Genomic DNA, 14219 nt, shown 5'->3' on the forward strand with positions numbered 1-14219 from the left:
GGGGTGGCAGTTTATTTTCGCTTTAACCTACGGTGTCGTAACCTACGGAGCCGTAGGTAAAGCCCGTTGTCCCCGTCCCCAGGAGCTCCGTAGTGACCCTCGCCCCCTCCAGCCGCAACGGTCAGGCCGTTTGGAGCGACGCCCAGCTCCTGTACGCGCTCGAAGAGGTCGTCGAGACCGAGCTGAACCGGCACCTGAAGGTCGCCAAGGAATGGATGCCGCACGAGTACGTGCCGTGGAGCGACGGCCGCAACTTCGACGGCGTGATGGGCGGTGAGGCCTGGGCGCCCGACCAGTCCAAGGTCAGCGACGTCGGCCGGATCGCGCTCGTGGTGAACCTCCTCACCGAGGACAACCTCCCCAGCTACCACCACGAGATCGCGACCCTCTTCGGCCGGGACGGCGCCTGGGGCACCTGGGTGCACCGCTGGACGGCGGAGGAGGGGCGGCACGGCATCGTCATGCGCGACTACCTGCTCACCAGCCGCGCCGTCGACCCGGTGCAGCTGGAGCGGTTCCGCATGACGCACATGGGTGAGGGCTTCGAGTCCGACAACAACCACAGCATGCTGCACACCGTGGCCTACGTCGCCTTCCAGGAGCTGGCCACCCGCATCTCGCACCGCAACACCGGCCACCACTCCGGTGACCCGGTCTGCGACCGGATGCTGGCGCGCATCGCCACCGACGAGAACCTGCACATGATCTTCTACCGGAACCTGCTCTCGAAGGCGTTCGAGCTGGCGCCGGACCAGACCATGTGCGCCGTCCGCGACGTCGTCGTCGGCTTCCGCATGCCCGGCCACGGCATGCCCGGCTTCGAGCGCGCCGCCGCGCAGATAGCGATTGGCGGCATCTACAACCTGCGCATCCACCACGACGACGTCCTCCAGCCGGTGCTGCGCTTCCTGAAGGTGCTGGAGATCGGCGGGCTCGGTCCGGAAGGGCTCAAGGCGCAGGAGGAACTGGGCCTCTACATGGGCGGACTGGACGACCAGGCCACCAAGTTCGACGAGCGCCGCGAGGCGCTGCTGGCCCGGCGCAGGGCCCGTGCCGAGCGGGATTGATCACTCTGGCACCATCGGGTGATGGTCGATCATCCTTCGCACGGGACGTCCGGCGCGGCACCCGGGGAAACCGCCGGTGAAAACCGTGACGAGGCAGCCGAGTTGCGGGCCGCGGCGGCGGCCGGGGAACCGGGCGCGTACCGGTCGTACGCCGAACTCCTGACCGGGCGCGGGCAGTTGGACGAGGCCCTGCCCTGGTGGGCCAGGGCCGCCGACGCCGGGGACGCGGACGCCTCGCGCACCCTCGCGATATGCCACCGGGACCGCGGCGACTTCGCCGAGGCCGAACGGTGGTACCGGACCGCCGCCGACCGCGACGGCGGCTGCGCCTTCGGGCTCGCCCGGCTGCTGCAGGAGGCGGGCGACCCGGCCGGTGCCGAGGAGTGGTACGGGCGCGGGGCCGCGCTCGGCAGCGTCGCCTGCATGACCAACGGCGCCGTGATGCTGGCCGCCCGGGGCGAGTGGGACACCGCCCTGGAGCGGCTGGCCGAGGCGTCCGCCGAGGGCGACGACGTCGCCACCCGCGCCCGCAAGGTCATCGAGGACCTGCTCGGGGAACTGGCGGGCTGGCGCGACGCCCTCGCCGCGGCGGAGACCGCGGGCGACCCCGAGGCCGCGTACGAGGCGCTGCGCGCGCTGCTGGACCCCGGCCGGGCGGGGATGTACGACACCTATCCGCACATGGCCGCCGAGGCCGAGGCGCTGTACGCCCGCGCCGCCGCGGTCGGCAGCGTCAAGGCCCTGGTCGACCAGGCCATCTTCGTCGCCCGCGACGCCGGCCGCTGGGACGAGGCCCGCGCCCTGGTCGAGCGCGCCCATGAACTCGGCTACGACGGCGCTGCGTTCGTCCTCGGCGTCTGGTCCGAGGAGCGCGGCGACCTGCGGGCCGCGGAGTCCTGGTACCGCACGGCCGACGACGCGGACGGCGGCCACTTCTGGGCCTGTTACAACCTCGGCGTGCTGTGCACCCGCCAGCGGCGGCTGGACGAGGCCGAGGAATGGCTGCTGTCCACCGGCGTCGACCCGGAGAACTGGGACCCGTTCTCGGAGAGCGAGGAACGGGTCATCAGAGCCCTGGAGGACGTCGCCGCCCTCCGCGACGATCCCGCACGGCAGGGCTCCGCCCACTGGCGCGACCGCCTCCCCGGGCTGCGCGCCCGCGCCGAGGACGGCGGCCCCGACGCCTGGTACGCCTACGCCGAGGCCCTGGACCACATCCACCGGCTCCCCGAGGCCGCCGAGTGGTACCGCAAGGCCGGTACCCCGCGCGCCCTCCTCACCCTCGGCCGGATGCTGTACCGGTCGGGCGGCGCCAAGGGCACGCTCATGGTGCCGTACTACGAACCCGCCGCGGGCGAGGGCGACGCCTCCGCCGCGTACGACATCGGCCGCATCCACGACGAGGCCGGGAACCGGCGCACCGCCGAGATCTGGTTCCACCGCGCCGCCGGGCTCGGCCACGGGGGCGCCGCGTGGTGGCTCGGCCGGACCTCCGAGGAGCGCGGCGGCGACCCCCAGCAGGCCGAGCGCTGGTACGTCCGCGCCGCCCGCACCGGGCTCGTACCGCCCGCCTTTCTCGCCGGGCGCAGCATGGTCCGGCGCGGCGCCCACGCCGACGCCGTACCGCTGCTGCACGCCGCCCACGACGGCGGCCACGCGGAGGCCGCGTACTGGCTGGCCAAGGCCGTACGGGGGCTCGGTCGTCCGGAAGAGGCCGAGCGGTGGCTGCGGACGGCCGCCGAACGCCACCCCGAGGTCCTGCGCGAGTACGGCCCCATGGCCCGCCTGGCCCTCCCCGACCCGGTCGAGTAGTACCCCCGTTCGTGGGCAATCGTCCCGCCCCGCGGAACGATTGCCCACAACCCAGGTCACCCCGCCGCGGCGTCGGCCTCGCGGGCCTTGAGGGCGCGCTCCACGCCCGCCCGGGACTCGGTCACCAGCCGCCGCAGCGCCGCACTCGGCTCGGCGGAGGCCAGCCACGCGTCGGTGGCGTCCAGCGTGGTCTGGGAGACCTGGAGCGCCGGGTACAGCCCGATCGCGATCTGCTGCGCCATCTCATGGCTGCGGCTGTTCCAGACGTCCTTGACCGCCGCGAAGTACTTCTCGGCGTACGGCGCCAGCAGCTCCCGCTGATCGGTCTGGACGAACCCCCCGATCACGGCCTCCTGCACCGCGTTCGGCAGTTTGTCGCCCTCGACGACCGACGCCCACGCCTCGGCCTTGGCGGCCTCGGTCGGCCGTGCGGCCCGCGCCGTGGCGGCGTGCCGCTCGCCCGCCGAGGTCTTGTCGCGCTCCAGCTCGGCGGCGATCCCGTCCTCGTCGGTGCGCCCGGTCGCGGCGAGCCGCTCCACCAGGGCCCAGCGCAGCTCGGTGTCGATGACCAGGCCCTCGATCGTCTCGCTGCCGTCCAGCAGGGCGGCGAGCAGGTCGAGCTGGGCGTCGGTGCGGGCCGTCGCGGCGAAGGCGCGCGCCCAGGCGAGCTGGTGGTCGCTGCCGGGGGCGGCGGCGCGCAGATGCTCCAGCGTGGCGTCGGTCCACTGGGCGAGCCCGGTCTCCCGCCAGTCGGGCGCGGCGTACAGCTCGAGCGCGAGCTTCACCTGGCGGTGCAGCGACTGCACCACGCCGATGTCGGACTCCTTGGCCACCCCGGACAGCACGAGCGCCAGGTAGTCGCGGGTGGCCAGCTCGCCGTCCCGGGTCATGTCCCAGGCGGAGGCCCACGACAGGGCGCGCGGCAGGGACGCCTCGAAGTCGCCCAGGTGGTCGGTGACGACAGCCAGGGAGTCGGCGTCGAGCCGGACCTTGGCGTATGAGAGGTCGTCGTCGTTGAGCAGGATGACGGCGGACCGCTTGGTGCCGACCAGGGCGGGCACCTCGGTCAGCTCGCCGTCCACGTCCAGCTCGATCCGCTCGGAGCGGACCAGCTTGCCGGTCGCGTCGAGGTCGTACAGCCCGATCGCGATGCGGTGCGGCCGCAGGGTGGGCTCGCCCTTGGCGCCGGTCGGCAGCGCCGGGGCCTCCTGCCGGACCGCGAAGGAGGTGATGGTGCCGGAGGCGTCCGTCTGGATCTCCGGGCGCAGCACATTGATGCCCGCCGTCTGCAGCCACGCCTTCGACCAGGTCTTCAGGTCCCGGCCGCTGGTCTCCTCCAGCGCGCCGAGCAGGTCGGTGAGCCGGGTGTTCTTGTAGGCGTGGCGCTTGAAGTACGCCTGGACGCCGCGGAAGAACTCGTCCATGCCGACGTACGCGACGAGCTGCTTGAGCACGCTCGCGCCCTTGGCGTATGTGATGCCGTCGAAGTTGACCAGGACGTCGTCCAGGTCGTTGATCTCGGCCATGATCGGGTGGGTGGACGGCAGCTGGTCCTGCCGGTAGGCCCAGGTCTTCATGGAGTTGGCGAAGGTGGTCCACGAGTGCGGCCACTTGCTGCCCGGCGCGTAGGCCTGGCAGGCGATGGAGGTGTACGTGGCGAACGACTCGTTCAGCCACAGGTCGTTCCACCACTCCATGGTGACCAGGTCGCCGAACCACATGTGGGCCAGCTCGTGGAGGATGGTCTCGGCCCGTACCTCGTACGCCGCGTCCGTCACCTTGGAGCGGAAGACGTACTGGTCGCGGATGGTCACCGCGCCCGCGTTCTCCATCGCGCCCGCGTTGAACTCCGGCACGAAGAGCTGGTCGTACTTGGCGAACGGGTACGCGTAGTCGAACTTCTCCTCGAACCAGTCGAAGCCCTGCCGCGTCACCGCGAAGATGGCGTCCGAGTCGAGGAACTCGGCGAGCGAGGGGCGGCAGTAGATGCCGAGCGGCACCGACCGGCCGTCGCCGCCGTCCCAGCTGCTGTGCACGCTGTGGTACGGGCCGACGATGAGCGCGGTGACGTACGTCGAGATGCGCGGCGTCGGCTCGAAGTGCCAGACGTTGTCCTTGGGCTCGGGCGTCGGCGAGTTGGAGATCACCGTCCAGCCCTCGGGCGCGGTCACGGTGAACTGGAAGGTGGCCTTCAGGTCCGGCTGCTCGAAGCTGGCGTACACCCGGCGGGCGTCCGGCACCTCGAACTGCGTATAGAGGTACGCCTGCTGGTCGACCGGGTCGACGAACCGGTGCAGCCCCTCACCGGTGTTGGTGTACGCGCAGTCGGCGACGACCCGCAGCTCGTTGCGCCCGGCCAGCAGCGACGGCAGCGTGATCCGCGAGTCCTGGAAGACCTCGGCGGGGTCCAGGGCGTCCCCGTTGAGCACCACCTCGTGCACGGCGGGCGCCACCAGGTCGATGAACGAGGACGCACCCTCCTCGGCGGCGTCGAAGCGCACCGAGGTCACGGATCGGTAGGTGCCGCCCTCCTGCGCGCCGCTCAGGTCCAGCTCGATCTCGTACGCGTCCACGGTCAGGAGGCGCGCTCGCTCTTGCGCTTCCTCCCGGGTGAGGTTGGTACCAGGCACGTCGGCTCTCTCCCGTTCGTCATGTGCGGTATGTGCGGTACGCCATGCGTCAGGCGGATTGCCATCCTCGCACGTCGGAACCGGTCGGCGCCGGTACATAAGCGGCCCGGGAAACGCCGGAGGGGGAGCGGCCGAAGCCGCTCCCCCCGGGGGTGTCTTGCCGATCATGCCGGGCTGAGCGACAAGACACCCCCTCCGGGTGCAGGTGTCAGCTCAGGTCGGCCGCGACCAGTTCGGCGATCTGTACCGCGTTCAGCGCCGCGCCCTTGCGCAGGTTGTCGTTGGACAGGAACAGCGCGAGACCGTTCTCGACGGTTTCGTCCACCCGGATCCGGCCCACGAAGCTCGGGTCCTGGCCCGCGGCCTGCAGCGGGGTCGGGATGTCGCTGAGGGCCACGCCGGGGGCGCCGGCCAGCAGCTCCACGGCCCGCTCGACGCTGATCGGACGCTCGAAGCGGGCGTTCACCTGGAGCGAGTGGCCGGTGAAGACCGGGACCCGGACGCAGGTGCCGGAGACCTTCAGGTCCGGGATCTCCAGGATCTTGCGGCTCTCGTTGCGGAGCTTCTGCTCCTCGTCGGTCTCCAGCCGGCCGTCCTCGACGATCTTCCCGGCCAGCGGGAGCACGTTGTAGGCGATCGGGCGGGCGTAGACCTCCGGCTCGGGGAAGTCGATCGCCGAGCCGTCGTGGGTCAGCTCGGCCGCGCGGTCGGCGCCCTTGCGGATCTGGTTGTCCAGCTCGGCGACGCCGGACAGCCCGGAGCCGGAGACGGCCTGGTAGGTGGTGGCCACCAGGGCGGTCAGCCCGGCCTCCCGGTGCAGCGGCCGCAGCACCGGCATGGCGGCCATGGTGGTGCAGTTCGGGTTGGCGATGATGCCCTTGGGGCGCTGCACCGCGGCGTGCGGGTTGACCTCGGAGACGACCAGCGGAACGTCGGGGTCCATGCGCCAGGCGGAGGAGTTGTCGATCACGACCGGGCCCTGCGAGGCGACCTTCTCGGCCAGCGCGCGGGAGGTGGCCCCGCCCGCCGAGAACAGCACGATGTCCAGGCCGGAGTAGTCGGCCGTGGCCGCGTCCTCGACGGTGATCTCGGTGCCGCCCCAGGGGAGCGTGCGGCCTGCGGAACGCGCGGACGCGAACAGCCGCAGCTGGTCGGCGGGGAAGTCGCGCTCGGCGAGTATCCTCCGCATCACTCCGCCGACCTGGCCGGTCGCTCCGACGATTCCGATCCTCATATGAACCCTTTTCCTTGGTCGTGTCTCGCGATGGCGCCTACCCTTCCGGCCAGTGTCTCAGGCCCCGCCGTGACCCTTCCGTGACCAACGCCACGCTGGTCCGCCGCCCCGGGGCGAGGCGCGGCGTTCCCGCGCGAGTGAACACGAAGTGAGCGGAAGAATTCCTGTTCACGAGGGTGCGATGGCCGTTTTCTTCACCAAGATCGACGTGCGGAGATCGGCGACCGGCGTTGCCGCGTCGTTCACTCTCAGGCCATCCCCGATGCCAACGATCCGAAGTGAGGACAGCCGCCGCTGTCCGCCCGCTTCGCGAATCCACTCGGGGAGAGATCGCGCATGTCCCGCATACGGTCCGCCGCCTCCGCCGTCGCCGCACTCGACCGCCGTACCTTCCTCACCGCCGCGGCGGCCACCGGCGCCACGGCCGGCCTCGGCATCGCCTTCGGGCCCGGCAGCGGATCGGCGAAGGCCTCGCAGCCCGCCACGGCACGCACCGCGGGACGCCGGGTGGCCCAGGCGCCCGCCGCGCCCTCCAACGCGGGCACCACCCTGGAGGCGTTCTCCGCACCGGTCTCCGGCACCGGCGGCTACCGGCGCCTCGGTGACGGTCCGGCCTGGGACCGCAGGGTACGTACCGACATCACCGGCGCCAAGGCGGGCCGGGAGGACCGGCGCACCGCGCTGGCCTCGTTCGTCCAGCTGACCGACCTGCACCTGACGGACGTTCAGCACCCGCTGCGCTACGAGTTCCTGCGTTCGGGGCGCACCGGCGCCTGGCGGCCCCACGAGGCGCTGACCGTCGTCGGCCTCACCTCCCTCATCGAGCGGATCAACGGGCTGCGCGGCGGCCCGGCCACCGGCGCCCCGCTCTCCTTCGTGATGACCACCGGTGACAACACCGACAACAACTCGAAGATCGAGCTGGACTGGTTCCTCACCGCCATGAACGGCGGCCGGATCACCCCCAACACCGGTGATCCGCGCCACTACGAGGGCGTGCAGAACAGCGGACTCAAGGAGTTCTGGCACCCGGAGCAGGCGCTGCGCGACTCCGACAAGCAGGCCGGTTTCCCGCGCATCGACGGCTTCCTCGACGCCGCCCTGCGCACCGTCAACAGCCCCGGGCTGCGGCTGCCGTGGTACTCGACCATCGGCAACCACGACGACCTGGCGGGCGGCGTCTACTCGTTCGGCGGCGACTACCTCGCCGAGCTGGCGACCGGCAAGCGGAAGCTCCAGCTCATCCCGGCCGACGAGGCCGCGAAGATCTACAAGGGCGAGCGCAAGGGCGCCGACCCCAAGGGCGCCGACATGAAGGCGGTGCTGGAGGCGCACGCCAAGGACATGCGCACGGTCACCCCCGACGAGCGCCGTGCGCCCTTCACCCAGAAGGAGTACGTCGCCGCCCACCTCGACCCGCTGGCCGCCGGGGCGGGCCCGGTCGGCCACGGCTACACCAAGGCCAACCTCGAAGAGGGCACCCTCTACTACTCGTTCCGGATCTCCGACAACGTCGTCGGCATCAGCCTGGACACCACCGACCCGGGCGGCCACTACACCGGCTCGATCGGCACCGCCCAGCTGAAGTGGCTGGAGAAGACGCTCAAGGAGCACAAGGACGACTACGTCATCGTCTACAGCCACCACTACAGCGACAGCCTGAGCAACATGAACAACGACCCGAACCGCCCGGGCGAGGCCCGGCACGGCGGCGACGAGGTGGTCTCCCTCTTCCAGCGCAACCCCCATGTGCTGGCCTGGATCAACGGCCACAGCCACCAGAACGAGATCACCCCGCACGACACCTTCTGGGAGATCACCACCGCCTCCCACGTCGACTTCCCCCAGCTGGCCCGGGTCATCGAGGTCGTGGACAACGAGGACGGCACGCTGTCCCTGTTCACCACCCTCATCGAGGCGGCCGCCCCGCGCCGCACCGACTTCGAGGACCTGTCGCAGACCGGACTCGCCGCGCTCTACCGCGAACTGGCCTTCAACGCGCCCGGCGCCAGCCAGACCCTCGCCGGTGACCCGGACGACCGCAACACCGAGCTGCTGCTGCGCAAGCCGTGAGCGGTAAGCCGTGAGCGTTCTCAGCGCGGCAGGAGCATCACATAGGGGGCCGGGCCGCGGTCGGCCGCCGCGATCAGCGCCGTACGGACCACCGCGGCCTGCTCCTCCAGGCCCTCCCGGAGCCGCTTGGGCGTGACGCGCACGACCGTGATGCCCATCCCCTCCAGATGCTCGCGCCGGGCCTGGGCGGTGCCCGGGACGGGCCCGCCGTGGCGCGGCGCCCGGGCGTCGATCTCCAGCGCGACGCCCTGGTCCCGCCAGTACGCGTCGACCCCGCCGAGCGCGGGCCCGCCCGGCAGCCGCAGTTCCACGTTCCACAGCGGTTCGGGCAGGCCGTAGCCGCGCACCATGTCGTACAGGCGTCCCTCGGCGATGGCCCGCCCCTCGGCGAGCAGCGCGTCCACGGCGTCGACGACATGCGGCCGGGACAGCAGCCGGGCCCCGCTCAGCTCCGTGACCACGGCCGCGGCGTCGCAGTGCCCCTGGCGCACGGACTCGGTGAGCAGCGCGCGCACCGTCACCGCGTCGGAGAGCCGGGCGACCGCGTCGGCCAGCGCCCGGGCGACCGGGGCGGTGGGCATCCCGGCGCGGTCCTGCGGCGGCGGGAGGGGGTGGGCGCGGACGAAGCGCACGAAGCCGGTGGAGCGCAGCCGCCGGGCACGCGGCACGAGGATGTCGATGCGGTCGAGGGAGGCCAGAGGGGGAGCGGAGGCGAAGTGGTGAAGGGCGAGCGCCGCGAGCCCGGTGATCATCGCCTCACCGTCGTGGCCGTCCCCCGCGGCGGCGCCGTGCCCGCCCGCCTGGCCGCGGCTCGCGGTGTACAGCAGCGCCGCGTACAGCCGCTCCTCGCCGGTCGGGGGGCCGGGGTGCAGCAGATGCACCCCTGGCAGCATCCGCTGCCAGGGGCCGTCGGCCCGGCAGCGCTCCGCGGTCTGCGCCGCCGTCACGCCGTGCTCACGCAGCTGATGTGTCGTCAGGACCCGGCGGCGGGCGTCCGAGAGGTGGTGGAGGGGGCGGGGCGACAGCGGTGTGTTGTGGTTCATGACCCCGCCATTCCCGCCCGCTCCACCCCGCTCACCGCTGTGACAGAACCGTCGACAAAACCGGACAACACCGCACTAAAGTACGGCAGTTCGAATGCCGAAAGGGCCCCCGTCCGCCGACGGGCGTCGGGAGCCGCAGCCGTCAGCCCGCCGCCCGTGCGTCGCACTCCTGTCCGCGCAGGGTCCGCGCGAGGTCGTCGCGGGCCTCCAGCACCAGGCGGCGCAGCGCGGACGGCGCCTCCGGGTGACCGGTCAGCCAGGCGTCGGCCGCCGCCAGGACGGTGGCGTCGCCCTGGGTGGACGGGAACAGTCCGCGCACGATCGCCATGGCGATCTCGATCGACCGCTCCTGCCAGATCCGCTCGATCACCTCGAAGTAGCGCGGGGCGTACGGGGCCAGCAGCTCGCGCTGGTTCGCCTGGTCGAAGCCCGCGATGGTGGCCTCCACCAGCGCGTTGGACAGCCGGTCGGAGTCCACCACGGCCGCCCATGCCTCGGCCTTGACCGCGGCCGAGGGCCGGGCGGTCAGGAGGCGCACCTGATGGCGCTTGCCGGACGCGGTGTCGTCGCGGGACAGCTCCGCCGCGATCGCCTCCTCGTCGGCCTCGCCCAGCGCGGCGAGCGCCGCCAGGAACGTCCAGCGCAGCTCCTGGTCCACATCGAGCCCGTCGATCCGGGCCGAGCCGTCCAGCAGGCCGCGCAGCATCCGCAGCTCGGCGTCGCCGGTGGTGACCTGGGCGAAGAACCGCGCCCAGGCGAGCTGGTGTCCGCTGCCCGGTTCGGCGAGCCGCAGCTCGCGCAGCGCGCCCTCGGCGATCCGGCCCCCGGCCTCCGCACGCCGCTCCGGCGCGCTGTAGTGGTGCAGCGCGGACAGCGCCCACGCCTGGACCATCTGGAGCACGCCGATGTCGCTCTCCGCCCCGGCGAACCTCGCCACCAGCGCGAGGTAGTCGCGGGCGGGCATCAGCCCGTCCCGGGTGAGGTTCCACAGCGCGGACCAGCACAGCGCGCGGGCCAGGGGGTCGCTCAGCTCGCCCAGGTGCTCGCGCAGCGTGTCCAGCGAGACCTCGTCGAAGCGGATCTTGCAGTAGGTGAGGTCCTCGTCGTTGACCAGGATCAGATCGGGCCGCTCGGCCCCGGTCAGCTCGGTGACGACCGTACGGGGGCCGTCCACGTCGACCTCGGCGCGGGCGTAGCGCACGAGCGCCCCGGCGCGCTCCCCGGCGGCCGCGTCCTTCCGGTACAGCCCGACCGCGACCCGGTGCGGGCGCAGCGTCGGGTGGGTGTCGGACGCGGCCTCCTGGAGGACGGCCAGCTCGGTGATGTGCCCTTCGGCGTCGTAGACGGCCTGCGGGGTGAGCACATTGACGCCCGCGGTCTCCAGCCACGCTCGCGACCAGGCCGCCATGTCCCGGCCGGAGGTCTCGGTGAGCACCGACAGCAGATCGGTCAGCCGGGTGTTGCCGTACGCGTGCCGTTTGAAGTAGCGGCGGGCGCCCTCCAGGAAGGCGTCCTGCCCGGCGTAGGCCACCAGCTGCTTGAGCACGGACGCGCCCTTGGCGTACGTGATCCCGTCGAAGTTGAGCTTGGCGTCCTCCAGGTCCCGGATGTCGGCTGTGACGGGGTGGGTGGAGGGCAGCTGGTCGGCGCGGTACGCCCAGGACTTGCGGCGGTTGGCGAAGGTGATCCAGCCGTCGGTGAAGCGGGTGGCCCCGACCAGCGCGAAGGCCCCCATGAAGTCGGCGAACGACTCCTTGAGCCACAGGTCGTCCCACCACTCCATGGTGACCAGGTCGCCGAACCACATGTGCGCCATCTCGTGCAGGATGACCGTCGCCCGGTGCTCGTACGACGCCTGGGTGACCTTGCCGCGGAAGATGAACTCCTCGCGGAAGGTCACGCACCCCGGGTTCTCCATCGCGCCGATGTTGTACTCCGGCACGAACGCCTGGTCGTACTTCCCGAAGGGGTACGGGTAGTCGAAGTGGTCGTGGAAGAAGTCCAGGCCCTGCTTGGTGACCGTGAAGACGTCGTCCGCGTCGAAGTGCTTGGCGAGCCCCTTGCGGCACAGCGCGCCGAGCGGGATCTCCAGCACCGAGCCGTCCGGCCGGGTGCGGCGGTAGCGGTCGCTCTCGTAGTGGTACGGGCCGGCGACGACGGCCGTGATGTACGTCGAGATGGGCAGCGTCGGGGTGAAGCGGGTGGTCGCGGCCCCGTCGCCGTCGCCGGACGGCTCGACCCCGTCGGCCGTCCCGTTGCTCAGCACCGTCCAGCCCGCGGGGGCGGTCACCGAGAAGGTGAACGGCGCCTTCAGATCGGGCTGTTCGAAGTTGGCGAAGACCCTCCGGGCGTCGGCCGGCTCGTACTGGGTGTACAGATACACCTCGCCGTCCTCGGGGTCCACGAAGCGGTGCAGCCCCTCGCCCGTGCGGCTGTACGCACATCGCGCGTCCACCACCAGCTCGTTCTCCCCGGCCAGCCCCTCCAGGGCGATCCGGGTCCCGTCGAAGACGGCCGCCGGGTCCAGCTCCCGCCCGTTGAGCCGCACCGCGACGACCTCCGGCGCCACCAGGTCGGCGAAGGACGCGGCGCCCGGCTCGGCGCAGCGGAAGCGCACGGTCGTCGTCGAGCGGAAGGTGCGCGGGCCCGGGCCGGTGTCCGCCCCGACCGCGGACCGCAGATCGAGGGCCACCTCATAGGCCTCCACCGACAGCAGCCTCGCCCGCTCGCGGGCCTCGTCACGGGTCAGGTTCTCACCGGGCACGTAGCGGCTCCCTCGTCATCGGCTGGCCATCTCGGATGGCGGACAGCGGGAATCATGTCACGCGGCACTGACACTCGGTATCGGGGAATGGTCCCCGCACCCGGCCACGTTGTCGTACGAGATAACTCCGTATTCGCGCGTTCCCGTCCGAGGAGAGACCATGGCCGAGACTGTCAAGACGCCCGCCGATTTCTGGTTCGATCCGCTGTGTCCCTGGGCCTGGATGACCTCGCGCTGGATGCTCGAGGTGGAGAAGGTCCGCCCGGTCGAGGTGCGCTGGCATGTGATGAGCCTCGCGGTGCTCAACGAGCCCAAGCTCGATGAGCTGCCCGAGAAGTACCAGGAGCTGATGAAGACCGCCTGGGGCCCGGTCCGGGTCTGCATAGCCGCCGAGCAGAAGCACGGCAGCGATGTCCTCGGACCCCTTTACACCGCCCTCGGCACCCGCTTCCACAACCAGGGCCTGGAGAAGAACCGCGAGACGATCGTCGCCGCCCTGGAGGAGGCCGGGCTGCCCGCCGACCTCGCGGACGCGGCCGACTCCGACGCGTACGACACCGAGCTGCGCGCCTCCCACAAGGCGGGCATCGACCTGGTCGGCCAGGAGGTCGGCACCCCGGTCATCGCCGTCCCCGGCTCGGACGGCGAGCAGATCGCCTTCTTCGGTCCGGTCGTCACCCCCGCCCCCAAGGGCGACGCCGCCGCCCGGCTCTGGGACGGCACCCTGATGGTCGCCTCCATCCCCGGCTTCTACGAGATCAAGCGCACCCGCACGGTCGGCCCGATCTTCGACTGACCCGCCCGCATGCCCCGGCACGGCAGGGCCCCCGCGCGACTCGACCGCGCGGGGGCCCTGTTTTTCCGCCTGCCTGTGAAGGCTGAGAAGACGATCACGTGAGCAGGAGGTCTCTTACGGCGCGAGCAGCAGGTTGTGGGCGCGCTCCTTCGCCGCCGTGTAACGGCGGGCCACATCCTGCCAGTTGACGACCTTCCACATGGCCTCGATGAAGTCCACCTTCTGGTTCTTGTACTGCAGATAGAAGGCGTGCTCCCAGGCGTCGAAGACCAGGATCGGCACCGAGCCCTGCCCCACGTTGCCCTGGTGGTCGTACACCTGCTCCACCACCAGCCGGCCGCTCACCGGCTCGTACGCCAGCACACCCCACCCCGACCCCTGCGTGGTCGCGGCCGCCTTCGACAGCTGCGCCTTGAACCGGCCGAAGGACCCGAAGTGCTCGGTGATGGCATCGGCCAGCTCGCCCACCCCGTCCTTCTCCAGCGGCTCACCACCACCGTCGCCGGTCATGTTGTTCCAGTAGATGCTGTGCAGGATGTGGCCCGACAGATGGAAGGCCAGGTTCTTCTCCAGCCCGTTGATGGACCCCCACTGGTCCTTCTCCCGCGCCTCCGCGAGCTGCTCCATCGTGTCGTTCGCGCCCTTGACGTACGTGGCGTGGTGCTTGTCGTGATGCAGCTCGATGATCTCGGGACTGATGACCGGGGCCAGCGCCGAGTAGTCGTACGGAAGTTCAGGAAGTGTGTAGATGGCCATGCCAAGCCCTCCGGACGCTTAATGCAATTGACTTGCAATTGCAC

9 protein-coding genes are annotated in these 14219 nt (G+C 71.4%); 4 read left to right on the forward strand and 5 right to left on the reverse strand.

The window, feature by feature from the left end:
• The first annotated feature begins 92 nt into the window (after positions 1-92).
• Both ACFZCY_RS32850 and ACFZCY_RS32855 read left to right on the forward strand, forming a co-directional pair.
• The gene (locus ACFZCY_RS32850) at positions 93-1067 is read left to right on the forward strand and encodes an acyl-ACP desaturase (RefSeq protein WP_391181488.1); all 975 of its coding nucleotides are present in this window, start codon (positions 93-95) and stop codon (positions 1065-1067) included.
• A 21-nt stretch (positions 1068-1088) separates the two neighbouring features.
• Positions 1089-2879, forward strand: coding sequence for a tetratricopeptide repeat protein (locus tag ACFZCY_RS32855; RefSeq protein WP_391181491.1), 1791 nt, complete (start codon positions 1089-1091; stop codon positions 2877-2879).
• 56 nt (positions 2880-2935) lie between these two features.
• Here ACFZCY_RS32855 and pepN (ACFZCY_RS32860) read toward each other — a convergent pair whose 3' ends face one another.
• Together pepN (ACFZCY_RS32860) and ACFZCY_RS32865 are read right to left on the reverse strand one after the other, a co-directional pair.
• Positions 2936-5509, reverse strand: a complete 2574-nt coding sequence (gene pepN / locus ACFZCY_RS32860; RefSeq protein WP_391181494.1) for an aminopeptidase N — start codon at positions 5507-5509, stop codon at positions 2936-2938.
• A 208-nt stretch (positions 5510-5717) separates the two neighbouring features.
• Positions 5718-6743: an aspartate-semialdehyde dehydrogenase gene (locus ACFZCY_RS32865; protein WP_391181497.1), complete on the reverse strand. Its 1026-nt coding sequence runs from the start codon at positions 6741-6743 to the stop codon at positions 5718-5720.
• Positions 6744-7079: 336 nt separating this feature from the next.
• On the opposite strand from ACFZCY_RS32865, the gene ACFZCY_RS32870 reads away from it, so the two are divergent.
• A complete protein-coding gene (locus ACFZCY_RS32870) occupies positions 7080-8816 on the forward strand; it encodes a TIGR03767 family metallophosphoesterase (protein WP_391181499.1) in 1737 nt (578 codons plus the stop codon).
• 20 nt (positions 8817-8836) lie between these two features.
• Here the strand turns inward: ACFZCY_RS32870 and ACFZCY_RS32875 are convergent, their stop codons facing one another.
• Both ACFZCY_RS32875 and pepN (ACFZCY_RS32880) read right to left on the reverse strand, forming a co-directional pair.
• On the reverse strand, positions 8837-9859 hold the full coding sequence (locus ACFZCY_RS32875; RefSeq protein ID WP_391181502.1) for a hypothetical protein: 1023 nt from the start codon (positions 9857-9859) through the stop codon (positions 8837-8839).
• 142 nt (positions 9860-10001) lie between these two features.
• A complete protein-coding gene (pepN, locus tag ACFZCY_RS32880; RefSeq protein ID WP_391181505.1) occupies positions 10002-12623 on the reverse strand; it encodes an aminopeptidase N in 2622 nt (873 codons plus the stop codon).
• Positions 12624-12783: 160 nt separating this feature from the next.
• Here pepN (ACFZCY_RS32880) and ACFZCY_RS32885 point away from each other — a divergent pair, with 160 nt between their 5' ends.
• A complete protein-coding gene (locus ACFZCY_RS32885; RefSeq protein WP_391181508.1) occupies positions 12784-13419 on the forward strand; it encodes a DsbA family protein in 636 nt (211 codons plus the stop codon).
• A gap of 114 nt (positions 13420-13533) precedes the next feature.
• On the opposite strand, the gene ACFZCY_RS32890 is transcribed toward ACFZCY_RS32885, so the two are convergent.
• A complete protein-coding gene (locus tag ACFZCY_RS32890; protein WP_391181511.1) occupies positions 13534-14175 on the reverse strand; it encodes a Fe-Mn family superoxide dismutase in 642 nt (213 codons plus the stop codon).
• Positions 14176-14219: the final 44 nt, after the last annotated feature.

The organism is Streptomyces sp. NPDC007983 (genome assembly GCF_042958345.1).
In the GTDB taxonomy this organism is placed as follows: Bacteria; Actinomycetota; Actinomycetes; order Streptomycetales; family Streptomycetaceae; genus Streptomyces.